Origin of the sequence: Aquirufa lenticrescens, assembly GCF_019916085.1 — a bacterium.
Classification (GTDB): domain Bacteria; phylum Bacteroidota; class Bacteroidia; order Cytophagales; family Spirosomataceae; genus Aquirufa; species Aquirufa lenticrescens.
In genome coordinates this window covers 734,219-758,133 of sequence record NZ_CP049834.1, presented here as the reverse complement: position 1 = coordinate 758,133, position 23,915 = coordinate 734,219, and the positions used below count along the sequence as shown (strand labels likewise).

General features: G+C 44.1%; 21 protein-coding genes. 9 read left to right on the top strand and 12 right to left on the bottom strand.

Annotation, left to right across the window (positions count from 1 at the left end; all coding sequences use genetic code 11):
* Nucleotides 1-2 precede the first annotated feature (2 nt).
* Nucleotides 3-374, bottom strand: coding sequence for a RidA family protein (locus tag G9X62_RS03455; protein ID WP_223131413.1), 372 nt, complete (start codon nt 372-374; stop codon nt 3-5).
* A 60-nt stretch (nt 375-434) separates the two neighbouring features.
* On the opposite strand from G9X62_RS03455, the gene G9X62_RS03450 reads away from it, so the two are divergent.
* Entirely contained in the window at nt 435-1,322 is an 888-nt protein-coding gene (locus G9X62_RS03450) for a DMT family transporter (RefSeq protein WP_223131412.1), read from the top strand.
* 317 nt (nt 1,323-1,639) lie between these two features.
* On the opposite strand, the gene G9X62_RS03445 is transcribed toward G9X62_RS03450, so the two are convergent.
* Complete coding sequence (locus G9X62_RS03445) at nt 1,640-2,734, bottom strand: chorismate mutase (protein ID WP_130923009.1); 1,095 nt, start codon at nt 2,732-2,734, stop codon at nt 1,640-1,642.
* A 106-nt stretch (nt 2,735-2,840) separates the two neighbouring features.
* Here G9X62_RS03445 and G9X62_RS03440 point away from each other — a divergent pair, with 106 nt between their 5' ends.
* From G9X62_RS03440 to G9X62_RS03430, 3 genes are read left to right on the top strand one after another with little or no spacing between them, the layout of a single operon-like run.
* Entirely contained in the window at nt 2,841-4,040 is a 1,200-nt protein-coding gene (locus tag G9X62_RS03440) for a proline dehydrogenase family protein (protein WP_223131411.1), read from the top strand.
* On the top strand, nt 4,037-4,612 hold the full coding sequence (locus G9X62_RS03435) for a lipoprotein signal peptidase (protein WP_223131410.1): 576 nt from the start codon (nt 4,037-4,039) through the stop codon (nt 4,610-4,612). The genes G9X62_RS03440 and G9X62_RS03435 overlap by 4 nt, the downstream gene beginning before the upstream one ends.
* A 4-nt stretch (nt 4,613-4,616) precedes the next feature.
* Complete coding sequence (locus G9X62_RS03430) at nt 4,617-5,348, top strand: sulfite exporter TauE/SafE family protein (protein ID WP_223131409.1); 732 nt, start codon at nt 4,617-4,619, stop codon at nt 5,346-5,348.
* A 48-nt stretch (nt 5,349-5,396) separates the two neighbouring features.
* Here G9X62_RS03430 and G9X62_RS03425 read toward each other — a convergent pair whose 3' ends face one another.
* The 8 genes from G9X62_RS03425 to G9X62_RS03390 all read right to left on the bottom strand — a co-directional run bounded on the left by G9X62_RS03425 (nt 5,397) and on the right by G9X62_RS03390 (nt 14,225).
* Nucleotides 5,397-6,005 carry an OmpH family outer membrane protein gene (locus G9X62_RS03425; RefSeq protein ID WP_223131408.1) on the bottom strand — a complete coding sequence of 203 codons (609 nt, stop codon included), beginning with the start codon at nt 6,003-6,005 and terminating at the stop codon, nt 5,397-5,399.
* Nucleotides 6,006-6,052: 47 nt separating this feature from the next.
* Entirely contained in the window at nt 6,053-6,634 is a 582-nt protein-coding gene (locus tag G9X62_RS03420; RefSeq protein WP_223131407.1) for an OmpH family outer membrane protein, read from the bottom strand.
* 4 nt (nt 6,635-6,638) lie between these two features.
* Nucleotides 6,639-9,290 (bottom strand): outer membrane protein assembly factor BamA, encoded by a 2,652-nt coding sequence (gene bamA, locus G9X62_RS03415; protein WP_223131406.1) that lies wholly within the window; start codon nt 9,288-9,290, stop codon nt 6,639-6,641.
* Nucleotides 9,291-9,306: 16 nt separating this feature from the next.
* Nucleotides 9,307-10,047 carry an isoprenyl transferase gene (locus G9X62_RS03410; protein WP_223131405.1) on the bottom strand — a complete coding sequence of 247 codons (741 nt, stop codon included), beginning with the start codon at nt 10,045-10,047 and terminating at the stop codon, nt 9,307-9,309.
* A gap of 72 nt (nt 10,048-10,119) precedes the next feature.
* Nucleotides 10,120-10,812, bottom strand: a complete 693-nt coding sequence (locus G9X62_RS03405) for a DUF6089 family protein (RefSeq protein ID WP_223131404.1) — start codon at nt 10,810-10,812, stop codon at nt 10,120-10,122.
* Nucleotides 10,813-10,838: 26 nt separating this feature from the next.
* Entirely contained in the window at nt 10,839-12,377 is a 1,539-nt protein-coding gene (locus G9X62_RS03400; protein WP_223131403.1) for a DUF1501 domain-containing protein, read from the bottom strand.
* 2 nt (nt 12,378-12,379) lie between these two features.
* Entirely contained in the window at nt 12,380-13,750 is a 1,371-nt protein-coding gene (locus tag G9X62_RS03395) for a DUF1800 domain-containing protein (RefSeq protein ID WP_223131402.1), read from the bottom strand.
* 1 nt (nt 13,751) lies between these two features.
* Entirely contained in the window at nt 13,752-14,225 is a 474-nt protein-coding gene (locus G9X62_RS03390; protein ID WP_223131401.1) for a hypothetical protein, read from the bottom strand.
* A 152-nt stretch (nt 14,226-14,377) separates the two neighbouring features.
* On the opposite strand from G9X62_RS03390, the gene secA reads away from it, so the two are divergent.
* Nucleotides 14,378-17,731 carry a preprotein translocase subunit SecA gene (secA, locus tag G9X62_RS03385; RefSeq protein WP_223131400.1) on the top strand — a complete coding sequence of 1,118 codons (3,354 nt, stop codon included), beginning with the start codon at nt 14,378-14,380 and terminating at the stop codon, nt 17,729-17,731.
* 225 nt (nt 17,732-17,956) lie between these two features.
* Here secA and proB read toward each other — a convergent pair whose 3' ends face one another.
* Both proB and aat read right to left on the bottom strand, forming a co-directional pair.
* Nucleotides 17,957-18,985, bottom strand: coding sequence for a glutamate 5-kinase (gene proB / locus G9X62_RS03380; protein WP_223131399.1), 1,029 nt, complete (start codon nt 18,983-18,985; stop codon nt 17,957-17,959).
* A 13-nt stretch (nt 18,986-18,998) separates the two neighbouring features.
* Complete coding sequence (gene aat / locus G9X62_RS03375; protein ID WP_223131398.1) at nt 18,999-19,607, bottom strand: leucyl/phenylalanyl-tRNA--protein transferase; 609 nt, start codon at nt 19,605-19,607, stop codon at nt 18,999-19,001.
* A gap of 223 nt (nt 19,608-19,830) precedes the next feature.
* On the opposite strand from aat, the gene G9X62_RS03370 reads away from it, so the two are divergent.
* The 4 genes from G9X62_RS03370 (at nt 19,831) to G9X62_RS03355 (ending at nt 23,887) form a co-directional block, all read left to right on the top strand.
* Complete coding sequence (locus G9X62_RS03370; protein ID WP_223131397.1) at nt 19,831-20,493, top strand: GNAT family N-acetyltransferase; 663 nt, start codon at nt 19,831-19,833, stop codon at nt 20,491-20,493.
* A gap of 7 nt (nt 20,494-20,500) precedes the next feature.
* On the top strand, nt 20,501-21,694 hold the full coding sequence (gene argG, locus G9X62_RS03365) for an argininosuccinate synthase (protein ID WP_223131396.1): 1,194 nt from the start codon (nt 20,501-20,503) through the stop codon (nt 21,692-21,694).
* 1 nt (nt 21,695) lies between these two features.
* The gene (argC, locus tag G9X62_RS03360; RefSeq protein ID WP_223131395.1) at nt 21,696-22,637 is read left to right on the top strand and encodes an N-acetyl-gamma-glutamyl-phosphate reductase; all 942 of its coding nucleotides are present in this window, start codon (nt 21,696-21,698) and stop codon (nt 22,635-22,637) included.
* A 122-nt stretch (nt 22,638-22,759) separates the two neighbouring features.
* Complete coding sequence (locus G9X62_RS03355; protein WP_223131804.1) at nt 22,760-23,887, top strand: aspartate aminotransferase family protein; 1,128 nt, start codon at nt 22,760-22,762, stop codon at nt 23,885-23,887.
* The last annotated feature ends 28 nt before the right edge of the window (nt 23,888-23,915 follow it).

Genomic DNA, 23,915 nt, shown 5'->3' with positions numbered 1-23,915 from the left:
TATTATTTATAGGCAATACACGAAATCTCCACACGCACATCCTTGGGCAAGCGTGCCACCTCTACCGTCTCTCTAGCGGGAGGATTTTGAACGAAATAACGACCGTAGACTTCATTGATTTGGCCAAAATGACCCATATCCTTCACGAAAATGGAACATTTCACCACGTGATCGAACGTATAGCCCGCCGCCGTCAAAATATGTTGCAAATTCAACATCACTTGATTCGTCTCTTCTTCGATCGATCCACCTGCCTCAAAAACGGACAATGCGATCTGACCAGACACATAAAGGGTGTTGTTCACCTCAACTGCCTGGGAATAAGGTCCGATGGGAGCAGGTGCTTCAGGAGATAAAATTATTTTTTTTGTCATACCTTTGAAATGAAATGCAAGTTACCAAAATTTGAGCTAATCCTCGAAATTTATATCTAGATGTTGAAACGAATTTACTCCAATAAAGGAGTCTTTTTCATGTTGCTCTCCTCGCTTTGCTTCGCGATTATGTCTGCGATCGCCAAAGAAATGAGCCACACTTTCAGCTCCATTCAACTTGTCTTTTTCCGAAGCGCTGTAGGATTACCCTTCTTATTAACGAGCCTATACCGAAAACCGGCCGTTCAAGCGGGTGGTAAACTCTATTTCATTATCCTACGCGGACTTTTGGGGGCCTTCACCTTGTATTGCCTCTTCTACACGCTGGAACACCTCGGCTTGTCCTTAACGAACACTTATGGACAGGCATTCCCGCTCTTCATCGCTGTTTTTAGCTTCTTTTTATTGCCAAATGAAGGACTTTCCAGCAAACAAGTATTATTTCTATTGATCGGCTTCTTCGGCATCTTGCTCATTTTTCAACCCGGCAGTGGGGGATCGCTTTGGCATCATAGTACCGGAATCATCTATGCGATGGGAACGGCCCTTGGCTATTTAGCAATCAAAGAGGCACAAAAATATTACGATTCCCGCTGGGTCGTTGTTTCTTTTATGGGGGCAGGATTAATCGCTTCGACTATTTCCCTTCTAACGGGAACGCTAGGTGGTTTTGAAAATAGTTTTGTGACGGGTGTTTGGGTGCAGCCTTCTCTAGCGGAATGGATCTGGGCTTTAGTGATGGGACTTTTAGCCTTAGGCGTTCAATACTTTACCACGCAGGCGCTATTGAACGAAAAAGCCAGTATTGTAGGCGTAGTGGGGAACAGCGCGGTTATCTTCTCCATCATCATCGAAGTAGTATTAGGCCACGGGTTACCGGACGTGTTGACGTTTCTAGGAATGGGGCTGATTGTTTGGGCGGGGTACGCTGTTAGTCGCCGTAGTTGAGTCGTCCTACGGACTTAGTCGTCACCGCGTGACTCAGTCGCGACGTTGTCGCTTAGTCGTTTCTTCGCAACTTAGTCGACTTCGTCTTTGTCCGTGTTCAAATTTCAAAATATTTTTTGACTAAATCGCGTAGCGATGACTAAGTCATGCAATGACGACTAAGCCGCTTGCGGCGACCTAATGACTTTAAATAAAAATAGCCCCAGATGAACCAGGGCTATTCTCAAAATATTTCTTAGGACTAAGCGACGCAGTCGCGACTAAATCGCGTAGCGATGACTACGTCACAAAGTGACGACTATTTAATCGCTCCGCGATTAAACCGCTGCATTATTCATCACTTCCGTTTGCTTACGGATAGACTCCAAGTGAACTAATTTGAATAGTTCTTCTACGAATTCTGGATATAAAGCTAAACCTTTCGCTTGGTTTGCACGGTCGTTGTGTAATTGCTTCCAACGATCTAATTGCAATACCGCTACGTTGTTATCACGCTTGTATTCACCTAATTTCTCTACAACTGACATACGAGCAGCAAGAACTTCTAACAATTCGCGGTCGATGTTGTCGATTTTCTCACGAAGACCTGCTAATTCATCAGAGAAGTCAGCGCCGTAGCTCGCGTTGCGAACTTCTAGGTCACGTAACATTTCGCCTAATTTCTCAGGAGTCACTTGTTGTGAAGCATCTGACCAAGCTGCATCTGGATCGCGGTGCGTTTCGATGATCATACCATCGTAGTTCAAATCCAAAATACGTTGAGACAATTCCATCAATAAAGCACGCTTTCCAGCCATGTGAGATGGATCACCGATTAAAGGCATTTGAGGGAACAAACGCTTTAATTCTACTGCCATCGCCCACATAGGTGAGTTACGGTACTTTGTTTCTTGTGCATTCGAGAAACCACGGTGAATAGCACCTAATTTCTTGATGCCTGATCCTTGAAGACGCTCAAAAGCACCTACCCAAAGAGCTAAATCTGGATTCACTGGATTCTTTACTAATACAGGAACGTCTACTCCTTTCAAAGCATCCGCTAAATCTTGTACGTTAAAAGGGTTAACCGTTGTACGAGCACCGATCCATAAAACATCAACGCCGTATTTCAAGGCTAATTCGATGTGCTCTGGTGTAGCTACTTCAATCGCTAAAGGTAATCCTGTTTCTTTCTTTGCTTCTACTAACCATTTCAAAGCTGGTTCTCCCATCCCTTCAAAACTGCCTGGACGTGTACGAGGTTTCCAAACACCCGCTCTCATAATGTGAGCATAACCCTCCGCTTTGATACGGCGAGCGGTTTCTAATACTTGCTCTTCTGTCTCAGCTGAACAGGGACCCGCGATGATCAAGGGTTTGCCGTTCGTCTGAATCCAGTCCTGCATCGGTACAATGTCTAAATTGGCATTCATAATAATCTGACGGTTAACGAGGACTTGCGCCCCCTATTGATTTGTTTATTTATTTCTTAAGCAATCGATAATAATTCACTTATATTTGCAACAATTTTTCGCACAAATGACAAAAAAATCATCAACACCATCCTCTACTAGTTTATCTTTTGAGGATACTAAAATAGCCTTCGCTTCGAAAGACAATTTTCAGTTGAAGAAGTCCTATTGGATTTTCGCCACAATGAACCAAAATTGGCTTGTAAATTTAGGCACTTTTTTCATCAAATTATTCCTTTTCTTACATTTTCCGATTAAAAAAGTCATAAAAAGCACGATTTTCGCGCAATTTTGTGGTGGAGAAACCATAGATGGCTGTGAATCAACGATTCAAGAGTTAGAAAAAGCTAAAATTGGGACTATTTTGGATTACTCGGTAGAAGGAGAAGAAAGCGAAAAATCCTTCCAAAAAACGAAAGAAGAAATCCTAAAAACCATCCGTAAATCTGCTCAAAATCCGGCTATTCCCTTCGCTGTTTTCAAAGTGACAGGAATCTTCCAATCAGAGCTTTTGGAAAAAGCACAAACCGAATCAGAATTCACCGAAGAGGAGCAAGAATTATTTGATCACAGTAAAGAAATATTAAACGAAATTTGTGCGTTAGCTTATGAGCTAAACGTTCGCCTTTTCATCGATGCAGAGGAGAGCTGGATCCAAACAACCATCGACCAGCTGACCTATGAAATGATGGCGAAATACAATCATAAAACAGCCATCATCTACAATACTTTCCAAATGTACCGCCACGATATGCTTGCGAATTTAACGGAGGCCATTGCGACGGCAGAGGAAAAGAAGTATTATTTAGGAGTGAAATTAGTGCGCGGAGCTTATCTAGAAAAAGAACGCCAAAAAGCACACGAGGATGAGTATTCTGAGCCGCTTCACGTGTGCAAGGAAGATACGGATCGCGATTATGATTTAGGCGTTGAATTATGCTTAAAACACGTGGAGCGCGTACATTTCTGCATGGGAACTCACAATGAGGCGAGCTGTCTGCGTTTGTGTGATGCCATGAATGCCTTACAAATCCCGAGCAATCATCCGAATATCTATTTTGCCCAATTACTGGGGATGTCAGACAACATCTCCTATAATTTAGCAGCCTCAGGATATAATGTGGCTAAATACGTGCCTTATGGACCTGTGGACGCCGTTATGCCTTACTTATTTAGACGTGCAGAGGAAAACAGTTCGATTGCAGGTCAAACTTCCCGTGAATTTGCCCTATTACAAAAAGAAGTAAACCGCCGAAACAACGCATGAAAAACTACCGCTATTTCTTATTAAGCATCTTGATTATTGCCCTCGATCAGGGGATTAAAATAGCCGTTCACACTTGGATGGAGCCAGGATATTTTGGCCAAATAGCACTTATCGGAGATTTCTTCAAATTACATTATACCTTAAATCCAGGGATGGCATTTGGGATTCAGATAGGCTCTATCTGGGGTAAGCTTATGCTGACTAGCTTCCGCATTGTGGCTATGTTCGGAATTGGTTATTACCTGCATTCTTTGACTGTCAAAAACAGTCCTACGGGCTTATTGATTTCTGTCGCCTTGATTTTAGGAGGCGCTATTGGCAACTTAATTGATTCTGTTTTCTACGGAGTTTGGTTTAATAATGCGCCTGCCGGAGCACCGATGAGCTGGTTCCATGGCCAAGTGATTGATATGTTCTTTGCTGACTTTTATGAGGGAACGTTACCTTCTTGGATTCCACTTTGGGGAGGATCTTATTATTCCACACCCATCTTTAATTTCGCAGATGCGGCCATATTTTGTGGGGTAATGGCTATCTTGTTTTTCCAAAACAAGTTTCTAATCAAGGAATAACAAAATGAACCAAGGCTTCTATCTCTTCTTTTTATTAGCCTTGTTAGCGGAGATTATTGGAACCATCAGTGGATTTGGCTCCTCTATCCTATTCGTGCCGTTAGCCTCCGTTTTTATTGATTTTAAGCTAGTCTTAGGCATCACAGCGGTCTTCCATGTGTTCAGTAACTTATCGAAGATTTTTCTGTTCCAAAAAGGGATCCATAAAAACATCGCCCTTAAACTGGGCATACCCGCTGTGGCATTCGTCGTACTAGGAGCCTACCTTACCTCCATCATACCCCAGAAGGAAATCGAACTGAGTATGAACCTGATTATCCTCGCATTGACGCTGTTCCTGATTTCGGGTGCCGGAAAAAAGATCAAGCAAACGAATTTTAATCTCTATACAGGTGGAGTAATTTCTGGCTTTATGGCGGGTTTGATAGGCACAGGGGGAGCGATCAGAGGAATTACACTGGCGGCTTTTGGCCTAGAAAAAGATATCTTCATTGCTACTTCAGCCCTCATTGATTTAGGGGTGGATTCGAGTAGAGCTATTGTCTATATTTTGCAAGGTTATTTTACACAAGAACACCTCATTCTCATCCCATTTTTAATCGTCATTGCTATTGTAGGCTCTTATCTGGGCAAAAAGATTTTGGACTTTATACCGGAGAAATATTTCCACTATGTTGTCTTAGGTGTGATCGGCGCTATTTCGATCCTGCAAACAATCCACTATTTTAGGGCATAAAAAAAGCCCAATCGTTTCCGATCAGGCTTTCTTCAATAACGTAAAGAATTACTTCTTAGGAGCTGCTGGCTTCGCTGCTGGAGCTGCTACTGGAGCCGCTGCCGCTGGAGCTGGTGCACCTGCTGGACGTGGAGTAATTCCCATTTTCTTTAATACTAAGTCAGAAATATCTGCCTCCGCTGGGAAGTGCAATAACACTGGGTTAGCACCTGTTCCTGGCTCGTAATTATTGAATACGAATGTATAAGCATTCTCATTCGCTACTGCGTGCATGTTCTCTTCAATCTTCTTAACGATCGGTTGTAACAATTGCGCTTGCTTCTTTTGGATAGAAGTTTGCGCATTTTGTTGGAACTCTTGGATCGAAGTTTGCAAGTTCTGTAATTCCTTTTCTTTGTCTTGCTTGATGATGTCAGACGTATTTGCTGGCATTTTCTCGTAAACAGCAGCCTTATCTTGGAAATCTTTGATTTTCGCTTGAATCAATGTTTGGTATTGCTTCTCTGTGTTCTTCAAATCTTCCTCTACTTGCTTAGCCTCAGGCATTTGGCTATAGATTTTCTCTTGGTAGATGAATCCGATTTTTACTTGAGCCGTAGCAGGCAAAGCAGCTAATCCGAAAAGTAGGCCTGCGGCCAAAATAAACTTGTTTTTCATGTGTATTAATAATTTGTTTGTGTTCTCTGTATTATTATAGGGTAAAATTAATTCTTTTTAGGACTTTTCGGCTCTTGGGCCTCCTCTTTCTTTGTTTTTTCTACCAAATTAGGGTCTAACTCTAGACCTAATTCCTCTAAAACATAGTCAGAATAGTCATGAACCGGATTTGTGTACAATAAAACCAATCCGTCGTTTGCCTTATCAAAAATGAAATCCAAACGTTTTGCTCTTACTACCTTCTCTATCGCTTTTGATATTTGATCTAATATCGATTTGTAAGCCGCTTGTTTTAACTTAAACAACTCACCTTCTGCTCCGAATACTTGGTTCTCAAAAGCCTTCGCTTCTTTGCTCTTCGCTTGAATCGCTGACAATCGCTGTTGCTTCAGGTCTTCTGTTAACAATAGCTCTTCCAGTTTATATTCTTTCTCTAACTTTTCTACTTCTTCTTTTTTCTTTTCAACCTCCGCTAACCAAGTCCTTGTATTCTGGTCAATTTGCTGCTGCGCTTTGGCATACTCCGGCATCTTCGACGTGATAAATTCCGTATCTACATAACCGAACTTCTGTGCGAAGCTAGTGCTTGCAAACAACAGAATTCCCAGAAATGCCATCCAAAAACGCATCGTCCTATCTAAGTTGTTGACCAATCGAGAAAGTAAAGGCCTGACGACCAAAATCCGAATCACCTGGACGTGGCTTATCAAAGCCCATACCATAGTCAATTCCAATCATACCGAAAGCAGGCATAAAGATACGTGCGCCAAAACCAGCAGATTTGTACAGATTAAATGGATTGTATTCTCCTAAAGAAGAGAAGTTATTTCCACCCTCCGCAAAACCTAACAAGAAGATCGTAGCCGATGGATTCAACGATACAGGGTAACGCACTTCCATCACAAATTTATTGTAGGCAACCCCACCATTTCCATAAGAACCAGATGGTCCAATGACACGGTCTTTATAGCCTCTTAATCCTACGATATCACGGTTAAAGGAGAATCCTTGCACCATACCTGAACCACCTAAGTCAAAGCGTTCAAAACGCGTCGTCTCTTTTCCTCCGTACGAACCTAAGAATCCTAAGTGAGCACGTGTATGCAAGATAAATTTACCCACTAAAGGACTAAACCAACTCGCATCCATCATCCACTTATGGTACTCAATCAAGAGATTATCTTTATTTAGGCCTAACATACTGAAAGGTGGCGTTAAGGTACCTGATAACGAAAAGCTTGATCCAGAACGAGGGAACGTAGGATTATCAATACTATTTCGGGAGAAGTTCGTCATAAACGTCACTGACGTTGAAATACCTTGAGGATAGGCCCAAGTATAGTAACGATCCACATCAAAACGAGAGAAAGCTAACGAGTGACTTAATGAGAAGTAATCATCAGGCCATTTCAATCGTTTTCCTAAACTAATAGACAAACTCGTTACGTTAAAGTGAGCATCGACAAGGGAATCAGGCACGGAGTAACTTCCGTAACCACCATAGCCACCTAGGCCGCCACCGTAGCCACCAAAACCACTGCCATATCCACCGTAGCCACCACCATAGCCACCTAGACCACCACCTCCATAGCCGTTATAGCCTGTTTGACGGAATTTATATGGATAAGAAATACTGCTATTCAAGGAGATGGATAGGGAATTAGGTTTCTTTCCTCCTAACCAAGGTTCTGTAAAGGTTAAAGAGTAGTTTTGGAAAGACGCACCGTTTGCTTGGAAACGAACAGCTAGTTTTTGGCCGTCACCTGCAGGCAATGGATGATACGATTTTGTATTGAAAATATTCTTAGCAGAGAAGTTATTGAAGACAACACCTAGCGTACCCACAAAACCAATGTAACCGCCCCAACCTCCAGATAGCTCAATCTGATCGGACGCTTTTTCTTCCACATTGTATTCGATATCTACCGTACCGTCTGGACGAGGAACTGGATTAGGGCTAATCTTTTCTGGATTGAAATAACCGATAGTGGAAAGTTCACGTACCGTACGAATAATGGCAGACTTATTAAATTTCTGACCAGGTAAGGTACGAATCTCCCGCATCACCACGTGATCAGATGTCTTTGTATTACCATTCAAGGTCACCTTGTTAATCGTGGCTTGTTTTCCTTCTGAAATACGAATGGTCAAATCAATCGAATCTCCTTCAATCGCTGTTTCAACAGGCTCTGCACGATAGTACAAATAACCATTATCCATATACACCGAACTTAAATCCTCACCTGGATTAGAGTTCATTTTCTTGTCTAATTCTTCCGTATTGTAGACATCCCCTTTCTTAACTCCTAACACGTCATGTAAAACGGAGTCAGGATAAATGAAGTTACCTTCAAATCGAATGCTTCTGTAATAGTATTTGCGTCCTTGTTCAATGTTCAAAACCAGGTTAATCGACTCCTTATTGAAGTTACCGATGGAATCAGATTTCAATTGAAAATCACGGAAGCCTAATTTATTCATCGCAGCTAACAGCTTTTCTTTATCCTCATCCCATTTCTTAGGTACAAACTTAGAAGGCTTGAAAACACGGCCAAAACGCTTCTGCTTTGTATTTTTAATCTTGCGCAAAATCAACGAACGTTGACTTTCGTCGATCCCATTGATGATGATTTTATTGACTTTAACTTTCTCCCCTTTATCTACTACGATTTGCAAAATAGCGTTGTTACCGCGCATTGTATCCGTCTTGATCGTGGACTTCGTTTTTGCATTTAAGCGACCTTTCTCTTGGTAGTATTTACGAATCGTTAACTCTAGATTTTTACGCAGGGTTTCCGTGATGATCTTCCCTTTGTAAGTCTTCATTTTCTCATTCAACGCTTCTTGCTCTCCCTTTCTGATTCCCGTATATTGAATAGAGAATAAACGAGGACGTTCCTTTAATTCGATGGTTAACCAGATCTTTTCTTCTTCCGCTTTCGTGGCATAGATTTGCACCTCATCTAAAATTCCTTGGTTCATAATCTTACGAATCGCCGCACCGATTGCATCCCCTGGCACCTTGATTTTATCCCCTACCTGAAGGCCCGAGATGTTAATCATGGAGGTTCCATCGTAAAACTGAGAACCCGTTACTTGAATATCTGCAATGGTGTATTCCTTCGGATCTGCATACGAAAAGGTAGTAGAAGGAAGTGCGGAGCTGATGGAACGCGTTCCACCCAGAATTTGGGCAGAAGCAGAATAGGCTCCTAGGATACATATGAGTAGGCCAAAAAAGGCGCTACGGTTATTCTTTAATCGGATGGCAATTGATTTTTTCATACGGGGGCCTCAGCCCTTAATTTAATTGTTCACTTATCTTTCCAAAACGTCTCTCACGCATTTGAAAGTCTATAATCGCTTCATTTAGATGTTCTTTTCTAAAATCAGGCCAAAACAAATCTTCAAAAATATACAACTCTGCATAGGCTAATTGCCACAGCATAAAATTACTAATCCGGTGGTCCCCTCCCGTTCTGATCATTAAATCAGGATCAGGCATTCCCGCCGTAGACAAGTACTCATTTATCGTATCAGCATCAATCGAAGCTGCGTTTAATTCGCCACTTTTCACTTTCTCCGCTATTTGCTGCGTCGCTTGCACGATATCCCATTTACCAGAATAGGAAAGTGCTAAATTCAGGGTCAAACCCTTATTATTTGCCGTTTTCTCCATCGCCATTTCTAGTTCAGCGCGAGATGAGGCCGGTAATTTACTTAAATCCCCGATCGCCTTTAAGCGAATATCCTTCTGGATCATTCCAGGTAATTCGTCCTTAATCGCACTCACTAAAAGCGCCATTAGCGCCGTTACTTCAGCTTTAGGACGGTTCCAATTCTCTGTAGAGAAGGCATACAAGGTTAAAAACTTTACTCCTAATTCTCCACATCCTTCAATGGTCTCCCGTACCGCTTTCAGAGCAGATCGATGTCCAAAAACCCGATCCATTATCCCTTGCTGCTTAGCCCATCGTCCATTACCATCCATAATAACGGCGATATGTACAGGAACATTATGTAGATCAATTAACTCTTTCAATTTCAACGATGGATTTGTAATCAATAAGGGGCAAATGTAGTCATATTGGCCACCCTATCCAATTAAAACTTGTTAATAGGTGGGACAAAAAACAGATTGAATCGTGTAGGTAACGGTCAAAGAAGAATTCAAAAACTGATCTCCTTTCGTCAGGTTAAACGACGCTTCCCCGTCAGACAAAGGTCTATCCAGTGCATCCGTAAACGTCTTTCTTGCACCTAAATCAAACTGAATGCCCCAGCTAGGTGATAATTGGTATTTCACCCCTACCCCAAAAGGCAAGGCATAATTCATTTTCGTATTGGTCTTAAAACCTACCCCATCTTGGGTACCGGCTACTTTGGCAAAAACCGTTGAAACACCCGCATAGAAATACGGAGTCCAGTTGTTTACACGTCTAACCGAGTTTTGGTAATTCAAGAAATTATATTCCACTAAACCATCTAAACCAAAGATAGAGGTCGCAAAATTAGTCACCGGAAGCGCCACCGTTACCGGCGAAACGCGGTTCCCTGTGCCTCCTTTCAAATCCGTAAACACGGCTTGAAGACGGTAAGCGAAAGTGGGACTATTTTGATAGCGCACCTGTAGATTCAAGGCTGGACGCGTCATGGCAATCTCCTTGTCATTAGGTAAGGTATGCCAGTTCGCCCAAGTTCCGTGATAGAGGGAGCCTCCTAAACCAGCACCGTATGACCAGCGTTGCGCGCTTGCGGACAAGCTAAACAACGATAATAAAAGCAATAAATAGAGGTTCTTTTTCATCAATCTACAAAGATAAGCATCTGAATCTAATTTACTATGATTAATCGCTTGGTAATTCTTGCACCCGTAGAGGCAGCTAAGCTGACTAAATACGTGCCTGCTGGGAAATGCGTTACATCAATAGGGTACGTGTAGGTTCCACTTTGCACTTCACCGGCATAAATCGATCCTATTTTTTGACCTTGCATATCAAACAAGGCAAGTTCCACGCGCATTGCTTCGAAGGCCGCAAATTGAATGCGAACCTGTCCGGAGGCCGGATTAGGTGCAGGATCGAGTAAGGTAACTTTAACACCTGCCTCAGCGATAAGCGGCGAATTCAAGAAGATAGGTAAGCGATCAAAAGACTTTTTAAATATACCAGCGCTACTCGTGGTGGATAAGCCTAAATGATCTGACAAGATGGTAGAATAGACCTGACGGTAATCAAAATTTGCTTTTAAATCGCCGTTGGAATCCAGATTCACCAGATTTGGATTATCGCCAATCAAGCCTCCGCGCACCGTATTCCCGATCACAAATAGCGGCGCCGCCGTTCCGTGGTCGGTTCCGGTAGTGCCGTTTTGGTTTACTCTCCGACCAAATTCCGAGAAGGTCATCAGAGTCACCTTGTCTGCCTTGTTCTGCGTTTTTAAATCTTTCTGAAAGGCGGTTACCGCATCCGATATCTGTTTCCACAGATTCGCGTGTTGATTCAATTGATTCGCGTGTGTGTCAAATCCTCCTATTGTACACAAATACACTGGGGTTTCTAATCCGCCTGAGATCAATTTCGCTACGATACCTAATTGTTTAGCCAGGTTAGTGGCTGGATAGGTGACCGAATTAGCTCCTTTAAGGGCTCGATCCCGAATAACGGTGGAATATTGGAGCGAGGCACTTGAAACTTGCTTTAAAAAGGCTAATTCATCACCGGCTAAGGTAGCTGGTGGAATTTCATCATCAGACAAGGTGCCTGAGACGAGTTGATAAAACAGGTTGGGGTCTTCAAAAACAGTACCATACCTTCCTATATCGGACTGAAATAAGAGGGATTCTACCGAACCTAATTGGATGGCCATCGGTTGAGATGGCATCGAAATCGGATAAGAAGGGTATTTTTCTGCCAAATAACGAGCGGCCCATCCTTCCTCCCAAACCACATTCGCGTCCGATCCAGTATTCCAGATGTCGGTAGCTCGGAAGTGGGAGCGATTAGGGTTAGCGTAGCCGACGCTTTGGACGATAGCTACATTCCCTTGATCATATAAGGATTTTATTCCCGTCATGGATGGATGTAAATACATCCCATTTTTAAGGGCAAGGGCATCGACTTTTTTAATGGCGATGTCCGGTCGTTTAGCAAAATACGTGTCATTCTCTGCCGGAATCACTGTATTTAATCCATCATTTCCCCCAGCCAGCTGAATAATAACTAACACGTTTCCCTCCGGAACTGAAGCCATTAAACTGGCAGGCAATTGTGCGTAGGCTTGACCTGGAATTCCAGCAATACCTAATCCGACGCCTCCCGAAAGAAGCGCCATTTGCCGTAAAAACTCAGACCGTGTTAGTTCCTTCTTCATTTTTAGCACAGTTGAAATTCAGGTAATCGCATCACTGCTTTGAAAAATTGCTGCAAATTTACATTCACCCCAGGTGTGTAGGTGGAGTAATTTTTCACGATCGTTCCAGCTAATAGGGTTTCTAATAAAAATGCCTTCTTTTTTATGGTAGGCGGAAAAGCTAAAAATAAGAAACAGACGTCATCTACGAATTCTACTGCCTTTTCTGAATTTGTAAAGGATTGAGCATAGGTCACCGGCACTAGTTTACCTGTAACGGCCACGCCATTATAGCGCTTTCCTGTAAGCAATGAATCCGTAAAACCACCGCGGTAGGAATACGTCGTAGTGGAAATCCATTCCCGCTGTCCCGGCCAACCTGCCACATCGGGTGGTTGGAAGAGCTGCATTTGTAGGACTTTGGACATCTCATACATATTAATATAGTCCGGTGTAGGTAATTCCAACAACTTCGAGGCACCCACCATCAATTCCGTCGGATTCTTGATCTTGCTTCCAATATAGGCAGTCTTGTAAAACTCCTCAGAGGTTAATAAAAACTTAAGCAGGGGCTTTATTTCATAATTAGCCGCTCGTAAAACGGTAGCCATTTGAGAGATGAACGTCTCGTTCGGTTTGTAGTAAACGAATTCCTTGTAAAGTTTTCTACAGATAAATTCCGCCGTGGCTTTTTGGTCAAAAATATGATCAATTAATGAGTTCACATCGAATTTAACGGTCTTTCCTAGAACGGTGACCGAGGCTTCAGTGTACCAGCGAGTGGACACAAAATTCGCTTTCAAACCACTTACTTGCCATCCAGACAAGACTTTAGCAGCCTGTTTAATATCCGTCTCGGTATAGTTTCCAATGCCCATGGTGAATAGCTCGAGGAGCTCTCTCGCATAGTTTTCATTAGGCGCTGAACCTCGGGAGTTATGACCATCTAAATAAATGAGCATGGCAGGATCGATGGAGATCTCTTTTACCAGTTGCTTGAAATTCCCAAAGGCATATTTTCTGAACAGGGCATTTTGGGCATACATGTTTTGAGAATACACGACCTTATCGCGCTCATTTGCGAAGTGATTGTGCAAGAAAAGTACCATTTTCTCCTGCATATTCAAACCTTCTTTGAACATCAATTTAAACCACCAATAATTGAATTCACGGTACCAAGTACCTGTTTCGCCTGACGTGGTTTGGGAGGCTGCCGGCGTCGTATTCACCCACGTATTAGGAGCAGCTGGCACTGGATTATCATATAAAAGGGCTAAATCCACTAAATCAGCCAATGAACCATAGCCCTGGGCTACAGACAGGTCATTCTTAGAATACCCAAAGAGTGTTCTATTCAGTAAATGACCCACATTGGTTGCGTTCCACACTGGCATCTTATTCGATAAATTTAATTCGTAAAGTGGTATCCGGTTTAGTAAAACGTTGGACGAGGACATCCAATGAATTCGCGGCTTTGGTCACGCGCTGAGGAACGGCGATTTGATCAAAGAAAACGGGATCCGCTTCGACTAGGTCCACGATTTGCTTTTTACCTTTTTCCCCTTTGATTACTAGGTAATAATGTATCTCGCTTTTGTGTTTTGCGTCGGTATATTTCTTGCGGATTGTTCCGTTCCAGGCCATTTCGGTGATTTCGTCCGCTTCGTTGTATACTTTTTCGGACCAAATATTAGGCAAGAAAATCTGTGCCGCGAAGGCCATTCCCGTCATAGCGATGAGAATAGAGCCAAAGTTTTTGCCAAAAAAATCATCCTTATTTGCCGATGTGCCACCACCCATTCCTCCGAAAAGGGGCATTTTTAATTTTTTGCGGGGAGCTCTGCGCGATGGAACTGGAACGTCTGACATTTTGTTGAGGAGATTAATTTACAAATCAACTAATTTTGATTGGATTCTAACATTTTTTCGGATTAATTTATCGATTATAGTAAGGATAAAAATTCAAATTGGTAAATTGCCTTTTCATTTTTCCAAACGCCTAACAAGCACAGAATATTATAATGATTTCATTCATCAGTAAATCGGTAACGAAAATTTTTGGCACGAAATCAGAGCGCGACATTAAAGCGTTGATGCCTATCGTTGAGAATATAAAAAACGAGTACGCTAAGTTAGCCAGCTTGTCCGATGACGAATTACGCGGTAAAACGGCGGAGTTCAAATCGCGCATCGCCGCTTTCTTATCCGATATAGATAATCAAATTACTTCCCTACATACCTCTGCTGAAGAAACGGAGGATGTGGATGCGAAAGACCGTTTTTTCCAAGAAATCGATGCCCTTCAACTAGAGCGTAATTCACGTTTAGAGGTGGTATTGATGGAAATCTTGCCAGAAGCCTTCGCGGTGGTGAAGGAAACGGCGCGTCGTTTCACAGAGAATAAGCAATTAGTGGTTGCTGCTACGGTAGAAGATAAATTCATCGCTTCTAAGAAGAAGAATGTGGTGATTGAAGGCGAGATAGCGATTTGGAAAAATCAATGGTTAGCCGCTGGAAATGAGATTACCTGGGATATGGTGCACTACGATGTGCAGCTAATCGGGGGTATCGTATTACACCAAGGAAAGATTTCTGAAATGGGTACGGGTGAAGGAAAAACACTCGTTTCTACCCTTCCTACCTATTTAAATGCCTTAGCGGGTCGCGGGGTTCACTTAGTAACGGTGAATGATTACTTAGCGAAACGTGACTCCGAATGGAACGCGCCATTGTTTGAATTCCACGGCTTAAAAGTGGATTGCATCGATAAACACGAACCGAATACGGAAGAGCGTCGTGCCGCTTATATGGCGGACATTACCTATGGTACGAATAATGAATTTGGCTTTGATTATTTGCGCGATAACATGGCGCGTAGTTTAGAAGATCAAGTCCAAAGACCACATCATTTCGCAATGGTCGATGAGGTCGATTCCGTGTTAATCGATGACGCGAGAACGCCATTGATTATTTCAGGACCGATTCCAAGAGGTGACGAACAAGAGTTCGAAACCTTCCAACCACGTATTCACAAATTAGTAGAAGCGCAGAAGCAGATCGTTCAAAACTTCTTAGTGGAAGCGAAGAAATTGATTGCCGCTGGTGATAAGAAAGAGGGTGGTTTAGCCCTATACCGTGCCTACAAAGGTTTACCTAAGTCGAAGCCATTGATCAAGTTCCTTTCTGAAAACGGAATGAAGCAATTGATGAACGAGACGGAAAGCACGTTCCTAGCAGACAACCAAAAATTGATGCCAGAGGCGGTAGCACCGTTATTGTTCACAATCGAGGAGAAGAACAACCAGGTGGAGATGACCGAAAAGGGTTTGGAATTCATGAGTGGCAACACCGAGAATCCGAACTTCTTCGTACTACCAGATTTGTCTATCGACTTAAACAAGATAGAGCAAAACAAGGAGCTGTCTGACGCTGACCGTTTAGGCGCGAAGGAGCAATTGATCCAAGAATACAACGAAAAAGCATCCCGTATTCACACCGTGAGCCAATTATTAAAGGCCTATACCCTATTCGAGAAGGATACGGAATACATCTTAGTAGATGGCAAGGTGAAGATCGTGGATGAGCAGACGGGTCGTGTGATGGAAGGCCGCCGTTATTCGGACGGTTTGCATCAGGCGATTGAGGCGAAAGAAGGCGTGAATGTAGAGGATGCGTCCCAAACCTATGCCACGGTTACCCTCCAAAACTATTTCCGTATGTACCACAAATTAGGGGGTATGACGGGAACGGCGGAGACGGAAGCGGGCGAGTTTTGGACCATTTACAAACTAGATGTCGTTTCGATTCCTACTAATCGCGTGATTCAACGTAAGGATCATGAGGATAAAGTGTACCGTACGGTGCGCGAGAAATATAACGCGGTGGCGGAAGAGATTCAAGAATTAGTAGCGAGCGGACGACCAGTCCTCGTAGGTACGACTTCGGTGGAGAACTCAGAATTATTAAGCCGTTTGTTAACGATTCGCAAGATTCAACACAATGTATTGAATGCCAAACAACACGCTCGCGAGGCGGAAATCGTCGCAGAAGCAGGTCAGTCAGGCAAGGTTACGATCGCTACGAACATGGCGGGTCGTGGTACCGATATTAAATTAAGTGTAGAATCTAAAGCCGCTGGTGGTCTTGCGATCATCGGTACGGAACGCCACGAATCACGTCGCGTCGATCGACAGTTACGTGGTCGTGCGGGTCGTCAAGGGGATGTGGGTTCGTCACAGTTCTTTGTTTCCTTAGAGGATAACTTGATGCGTCTTTTCGGATCAGACCGTATCGCGAAAGTGATGGACCGTCTGGGAATGGAAGAAGGCGAAGTGATTCAACACTCGATGATTACGTCGTCGATTGAAAGAGCGCAGAAGAAGGTGGAAGAGAATAACTTTGGCATTCGTAAACGTCTATTAGAATATGATGACGTGATGAACTACCAACGTAACGCCATCTACAAACGTCGTCAAAACGCCCTTTTAGGCGAGCGACTATCATTGGATATCGTCAACATCTTGTTCGACGTTTGCCGCGATATTTCGACGCAGTTTACAAGCTACGATGATTTCGAATTGAAAACGATCGAACTATTAGGAATGGAGCCTCCATTCGATGCATCAGCGTTCAATAAATTGAATAATGACCAAAGAACGGAACAATTATTCCTAGCGGCAGAGCAACATTATAAGTCGAAAAACGAGGTCATCGCCTCTCAAGTCATTCAGGTCGCGCAAGAAGCGAAACAACACGGTTATTCTGGCATTCAAGTGCCGATTAGCAATGGCCAAATGACGACAGGCATCGTCGTAGATGCAGACAAAACGATTTCAACTCAAGGTAAAGAGGTGGTGAAAGAGATGGAGAAATTCATCACTTTATCGCTGATCGATCAAGAGTGGAAAGAGCATTTACGCGAGATGGATGATTTGAAACAATCCGTTCAAAATGCCGTATTCGAACAAAAAGATCCTTTATTGATCTACAAATTCGAATCGGTGAACTTGTTCCAGCGTTTCGTAGCCCGCGTGAACATGGATACCATCAGCTTTGTGATCAAAGCAGAAATTCCAGCGGTTCAACAAACGAATCAATCGACTGCCAAAGCACCGAAAGAGAAAGCACCTAAATTGCAAATGAGCAAAGACGATGCAATCTCCTCTTTATTAGGTGGCCTAGCTGGCGCACAAGAGGAATACCACGATCCGTCTACTCCTTCAGTAGAACGTGCGGCACCTCGCCAAGCCATCAAAATAGCAGACCGCAATCAACGCGTGACTGTTCAATACGCTGACGGAAGCATCAAAGAAGATGTGAAGTACAAGACGGTAGAACAGGATGTGGAGAGCGGTAGAGCGGTGGTTATAGCTTAGTCGGCGCAAAGCGCCTTTGGCGACTTCGTCTTAGTCATCGCTACGCGATTTAGTCGGCGCAAAGCGCCTTAGTCAAAGGGTCCGGAGAGAAATCAATCTTTTCGGACTTTTTTATTTTATAACATGCAATGACTAAGTCCGCAGGACGACTAAACGACGAAGTCGTGACTGAATCGCATCGCGATGACTAAGCCACGAAGTGGTGACTAAACGACGAAGTCGTGACTAAATCAAAACTATATCGTCCGCGTTAGCCACCTCCACCCCTTTTCCAGCCTCCTCCAGCTCCGCCTTCGAGCATCTAGCCCGGGCAATGGCAAATGGAGTTTTAGTGGAATCCAATAACTCGATGACCTCGCCTTTCATGAAATCGCCGAGGATTTCAGTGATGCCCACGGATAGAAGGCTTTTGCGGGAGGTGATGGCTTTAACGGCGCCTTTGTCGAGGACGACTTTGCCGGTGATGAGGCTGCCGGCGGCGAGCCATTTTTGGCGGGCGGTTAAGCTGGCTTTACCTGCTTCGAAGACCGTGCCTATTTTTTCGTGTAATGCGTCTACGATTCCGCCTGCATTTTCTAGTCCGAAGATCACGACCTTGATACCTAAGCGCATGGCAAGGCGAGTGAAGGTGAGTTTCGAGATCATGCCGCCTAAACCGGTGGATGAGGTGTCGGATGAAACGACGGATAAAGTGGAGGCGTCGATCTTAGGGACATGGCGGATGATTTCGCCATTCGCGTCTAAGAGTCCGCCTACGGAAGTAGATATTAAGAGTTTTTCTGCGCCAAATCCGGTCGCAATCAAGGTCGCGAGTTCGTCGTTGTCGGAGAATTTAAGTTCGGTGTTAGAGACGACGTCATTTTCGTTTGCGATGGGAATGACGTTGCTTTTCCAAAGTTCCGTGTAGGTTTCCTTTAATTGCAGGAAAGATTCGCGGTTTGAAAAGTGGTGGCGTTCGCAAAGCGATTGGGCGATGGCGATGCCGTATTTTGAGAAATACTGGTTGTATTTTGCAATGAGGATCGGGTTTCCGATCGCTGCGGCTGCTTTTCGTTCTGAAAGCGTGCCTTTGTAATTCGTCAAAAAGGCTTTTCCTGCGGCTACGGCTCCGGAGGAGACGAGGACGATGTGGTAGTCCTTTGCGAGGCTAGAAACCTGGGCTGCGATCTTTTCCAAAGTCTGCTCATTCACCTCCCCATTTTTATGGGTGATAGATGATGAACCGAATTTGATGACAAGAATGGGCCTAGACATGCCGCAATTTACGTTAAATTGTGGGTTTCTGAAAGTCGCAGGTGCTTTTTAGCGCTTTGGCGAGTCTTTTTATATAGGCTGAGCGAGGAATATTGATGGCGCCGTAACGCAAGACATTGTCGTTCATGAATTGCGAATCCAGCAATTGGTAGTTTTGTTCGCGCAGGATTTGGATCAAATAATGAAAGGCTACTTTAGAGGAATTAGAGACAAAGGAGAACATGGATTCGCCAAAAAATACGGCTCCTAAAGAAACGCCATACAGACCTCCCACTAGTTTATCTTCTTGCCAGGCCTCCACTGAATGGGCTAATCCCATTTGGTGTAATTCCGTGTAGGCTGCGATTAATTCTTCGGAAATCCAGGTTTCTTCCTCCGTGGGACGGGGCAAGGCACAATTGCGCATGACTTGCTCGAAACAGGTGTCTATGCGGATTTCGAAGCGCTTTTGGTTGATGATGGGCCTCAGTGATTTGGCAGGCTTATAACTTTGGATGGGAATGATCGCTCTGGGGTCTGGGCTATACCAAAAAATCTCTCCGGTCTCTTCCGCCATGGGAAACATACCCGATGCGTAGGCATAGACTAGGGTTTCGGCGGTGAGTGGTGTAGAGGCTTCCATGAAATAATTACTTGATTATTGGGATTTAAACGAAGATTTCACGAAATTCGACCCTTAAATGCATTTGTCACTTGACAAAGCTTTGGCAAAACTAAAGAATGACGTTTACTAATTCAAATTATTACTCTACCTCTCCTCTTCGACGAAGGAGACGATTCATCTTCCGGGTCTGATACCCTGCAGGTGTTTGTATAATTTGTTTCATTCTTTTTTACGTTCTTAAATGAATAAATATACCGTTCAAGTGGCTAGCGAACAACATTTCGCCCTAGCCGAATCCATCTGCCACGAGATGGCTGAATCAGCCAAAGCCCGCGGAACCGGAATTGCCAAGCGTACCCCAGAATACCTTCAAGAAAAAATGTCAGAAGGCAAAGCGATCATCGCAACCGATGATGTAGATGGCTCTTTTGTGGGTTTTTGTTACATCGAAACCTGGCAACACGGGAAGTTTGTCGCGAACTCTGGCTTGATTGTAAAACCGAGTTACCGCCAGTTTGGGGTAGCAAAAGCCGTAAAGGAACGCGCCTTTGAGTTATCGCGTACCCGGTATCCAGACGCTAAAATCATCGGTATTACGACGTCCCTAGCAGTGATGAAGATTAACTCTGACTTAGGCTATGAGCCTACGACTTTTGCGGAGTTGCCAGTGGATGATAATTTCTGGAAAGGTTGTGAGTCTTGTGTGAATTTTGACATCCTGACGAGAACAGAACGTAAGATCTGTTTGTGCACTGGAATGATTTATGATCCAGAGAATCCGGATAAGAAAACAACAGAAGAGAAAGACGAAAAATGGTTATTCTTGAAGAATATCGCCGATTTCACGCGTCTTAAGAAGTTTAAAGAAAAATTATTAATGCCTTTTAAAAAGAAGGCGAAATAGATCAAGTATGAGCAAGCCTAAAGTAATTCTAGCGTTTAGTGGTGGTTTAGACACCTCCTTTTGTGTGAAATATTTAACGGAAGAGCGCGGCATGGAAGTGCACTCGGCCCTGGTGGACACGGGTGGATTCTCTCCAGCGGAGTTGAAAACGATTGAGGAGAAAGCCTATTCGCTGGGTGTGACTTCGCACGTGACGTTAGACGTGGTGGAGGAATACTACCAGGATTGTTTGAAGTATTTAGTGTACGGAAACGTCTTAAAAAACAATACGTATCCCCTTTCAGTATCTGCTGAACGCGTTTTTCAAGCTACGGCTGTCGCTAAATATGCTGCCAAAATAGGAGCCAAAGCCATCGCGCACGGAAGTACAGGCGCGGGTAACGACCAAGTTCGTTTCGATGTGGTGTTCAGAATCCTAGCACCGGAGTGCGAGGTGATCACGCCCATCCGCGACTTGCAATTATCAAGAGAGGCAGAAATCGAATTCTTAAAATCGAAAGGCGTGGTGCAAGAGTGGCACAAGTCGACCTATTCAATCAATAAAGGCCTTTGGGGCACATCCGTGGGTGGAAAAGAGACCTTGACTTCAGACGGTTATTTACCAGAAGAGGCTTGGCCTACGCAATTAACCAAGACTGCTCCTGAGAAAATCAGCTTGCAATTCGAAGCGGGTCAATTAGTCGGTTTAGATGGTAAGAAATTCCCATCGACTGTGGCTGCGATCCGTGAGTTGACGGAAAGAGCAGGTGCTTTCGCGATCGGTCGTGACATCCACGTGGGTGACACGATCATTGGGATTAAGGGACGTGTGGGCTTTGAGGCTCCGGCGCCTTTGATCATTATTAAAGCACACCATTTATTAGAGAAACACGTGTTAACGAAGCACCAATTGTATTGGAAACAAAACATCGGTGATATGTACGGAACGCTATTGCACGAAGGTCAATTCCTAGAGCCTGTGATGCGTAATTTCGAAACCTTCTTAGCGGATACGCAAGGCAATGTGACGGGAACGGTGTATGTGACTCTATCTCCCTACCAATTTATGGTGACGGGAATGGAATCGAAATATGATTTGATGTCGTCTGTTTTTGGGGCGTACGGAGAAATGAACAAAGCGTGGACGGGTGACGATGTGAGAGGATTCTCTAAAATCGCATCGAACCAAACGATGATCCACCGGAAAGTTAACGAACAATAAGATGGCAAAGATCGGAATCGTAGGGGCCGCAGGCTACACTGGAGGCGAATTACTAAGAATCTTAGTGAATCACCCAGATGTGCATTTGACCTGTATTTTATCGAATTCACAAGCGGGAAAATTGATCTCGGATGTGCACACGGATTTATTGGGCTCTACGCATTTACGCTTTTCCAAAGACCTTACACCTGTAGACGTCCTCTTTTTATGTTCCGGGCACGGCGAATCGAAGAAATTCCTAGCCGCGAACGACATTCCTTGGCACACGAAAATCATCGATTTAAGCACCGACTTCCGCGATGAATCCGAAGGCTTCGTCTATGGTTTAGCCGAATTCCAAAAAGAAAAGATCAAGTCCGCGACCAAAATCGCAAACCCTGGTTGCTTCGCCACTTCCATCGAATTAGCCCTTTTGCCTCTAGCGGCCGCTGGATTAATTACCGAAGACGTGCACGTTTCAGCCATCACCGGTTCGACAGGCGCGGGTCAATCGCTTTCACCTACTAGCCATTTCTCCTGGAGAAATAACAATGTGAGTGTGTACAAGACGTTTACGCACCAGCATTTGGCAGAAATTAAACAGACTTTGGGTACAAAGAAGGCCATCCATTTTATCCCTTACCGCGGCAATTTTTCGCGCGGGATCATGGCGAATATGTACACGCCTTATAGCGGGACGCAGGAACAGGCCGAAAAACTATACGAAGAATTCTACGCGAATTCTCCCTTCGTTTTCCTCAGCCCACAAGCGGTCGATGTGAAACAAGTGGTGAATACGAACAAGTGTTTTCTTCATTTACAGGTCCATGAGGGCCAAATCCTCATCAGCTCCGTGATCGACAACTTGATTAAAGGAGCCTCCGGCCAAGCAGTTCAGAATATGAACTTGATGCTGGGGTGGCAGGAAGATGCTGGATTGAAATTAAAAGCTGTGGGCTTTTAAAAAATGGTGAATGGTAAATGAATGTTAAATGGTAAGTGGTGAATGGTAAATGTTCCCTCCGGACTAAGACGAAGTCGACTAAGTCACAAAGTGACGACTAAAGCTGCGAAGCAGCGACTAATATTATGAACTTATTCAACGTATACCCCCTCTACGACATCGAGCTTGTAAAAGCCAAAGGAAGTACGGTGTGGGACAAAAACGGCCAGGAATACCTGGATTTATATGGTGGTCACGCGGTGATTTCCATTGGACACTCGCATCCAACTTACGTGAAGCGAATGACGGAGCAGCTAAACAACATTGGCTTTTACTCGAATTCGATCATCATTTCAGGACAGCAAGAGCTGGCGGAGAAGCTGGGTCGCGTGTCTGGATACGAAAATTATACTTTGTTTTTAACGAATTCAGGGGCGGAATCGAATGAGAACGCCTTGAAATTAGCGTCGTTTCATACGGGTCGTAAGAAGGTGGTGGCGTTTTCGAAGGCTTTCCACGGGAGAACGGCTGGGGCTGTGGCGGTGACGGATAATCCGAGCATTGTGGCGCCTGTAAATGATACGTCGCATGTGAGCTTCTTGCCCTTTAATGGCATTGAGGGATTGGAAGCGGGGATTACGGAAGAAACGGCGGCGGTGATTGTGGAAGGAATTCAAGGTGTGGGAGGTATTCAGGTGGCGAGCGATGCGTTCTTGCAGGCGTTGAGAAAGCGTTGTGATGAGACGGGAGCGCAATTGATTTTGGACTCGGTGCAGTGTGGCTATGGCCGTTCTGGGCAGTTTTTCTCGCACCAGTTTGCGGGGATTCATCCGGATATGATGACGACTGCCAAAGGTATGGGCAACGGCTTCCCTATCGGTGGGGTGTTAATCGCGCCGCATATTCAGGCGAGTTATGGATTGTTGGGGACGACTTTTGGAGGGAATCACCTGGCTTGTACGGCGGCGAATGTGGTGCTGGATGTGATTCAAGAAGAAAAGTTGATCGAGAATGCTTCGAAAGTGGGTGACTATATTCAAAAAGAGCTAAAAGGCATTAATGGAATTACCGAGGTGAGAGGTCGCGGATTGATGATTGGGATTGAGGTGGAGCAGCCTGTGGGGACCGTGAGAGATGCTTTATTATTTAAAGAACACATCTTCTGCGGTTATTCTGGGAAACATACCTTGCGTCTTTTGCCGAGCTTAGCGATCGATCAAAAAATTGCGGATCAATTTTTACAAAGTTTAAAAACGGTTTTAGCAAATTAACCCTTGCTTTTGAACTAGAAATGTGATT

Bases quoted from the DNA above. Each gene is read 5' to 3' on its own strand.
- G9X62_RS03455 (WP_223131413.1), bottom strand. From the start codon at position 374: ATGACAAAAAAAATAATTTTATCTCCTGAAGCACCTGCTCCCATCGGA.
- G9X62_RS03450 (WP_223131412.1), top strand. From the start codon at position 435: ATGTTGAAACGAATTTACTCCAATAAAGGAGTCTTTTTCATGTTGCTC.
- G9X62_RS03445 (WP_130923009.1), bottom strand. From the start codon at position 2,734: ATGAATGCCAATTTAGACATTGTACCGATGCAGGACTGGATTCAGACG.
- G9X62_RS03440 (WP_223131411.1), top strand. From the start codon at position 2,841: ATGACAAAAAAATCATCAACACCATCCTCTACTAGTTTATCTTTTGAG.
- G9X62_RS03435 (WP_223131410.1), top strand. From the start codon at position 4,037: ATGAAAAACTACCGCTATTTCTTATTAAGCATCTTGATTATTGCCCTC.
- G9X62_RS03430 (WP_223131409.1), top strand. From the start codon at position 4,617: ATGAACCAAGGCTTCTATCTCTTCTTTTTATTAGCCTTGTTAGCGGAG.
- G9X62_RS03425 (WP_223131408.1), bottom strand. From the start codon at position 6,005: ATGAAAAACAAGTTTATTTTGGCCGCAGGCCTACTTTTCGGATTAGCT.
- G9X62_RS03420 (WP_223131407.1), bottom strand. From the start codon at position 6,634: ATGCGTTTTTGGATGGCATTTCTGGGAATTCTGTTGTTTGCAAGCACT.
- bamA (WP_223131406.1), bottom strand. From the start codon at position 9,290: ATGAAAAAATCAATTGCCATCCGATTAAAGAATAACCGTAGCGCCTTT.
- G9X62_RS03405 (WP_223131404.1), bottom strand. From the start codon at position 10,812: ATGAAAAAGAACCTCTATTTATTGCTTTTATTATCGTTGTTTAGCTTG.
- G9X62_RS03400 (WP_223131403.1), bottom strand. From the start codon at position 12,377: ATGAAGAAGGAACTAACACGGTCTGAGTTTTTACGGCAAATGGCGCTT.
- G9X62_RS03395 (WP_223131402.1), bottom strand. From the start codon at position 13,750: ATGCCAGTGTGGAACGCAACCAATGTGGGTCATTTACTGAATAGAACA.
- G9X62_RS03390 (WP_223131401.1), bottom strand. From the start codon at position 14,225: ATGTCAGACGTTCCAGTTCCATCGCGCAGAGCTCCCCGCAAAAAATTA.
- secA (WP_223131400.1), top strand. From the start codon at position 14,378: ATGATTTCATTCATCAGTAAATCGGTAACGAAAATTTTTGGCACGAAA.
- proB (WP_223131399.1), bottom strand. From the start codon at position 18,985: ATGTCTAGGCCCATTCTTGTCATCAAATTCGGTTCATCATCTATCACC.
- aat (WP_223131398.1), bottom strand. From the start codon at position 19,607: ATGGAAGCCTCTACACCACTCACCGCCGAAACCCTAGTCTATGCCTAC.
- G9X62_RS03370 (WP_223131397.1), top strand. From the start codon at position 19,831: ATGAATAAATATACCGTTCAAGTGGCTAGCGAACAACATTTCGCCCTA.
- argG (WP_223131396.1), top strand. From the start codon at position 20,501: ATGAGCAAGCCTAAAGTAATTCTAGCGTTTAGTGGTGGTTTAGACACC.
- argC (WP_223131395.1), top strand. From the start codon at position 21,696: ATGGCAAAGATCGGAATCGTAGGGGCCGCAGGCTACACTGGAGGCGAA.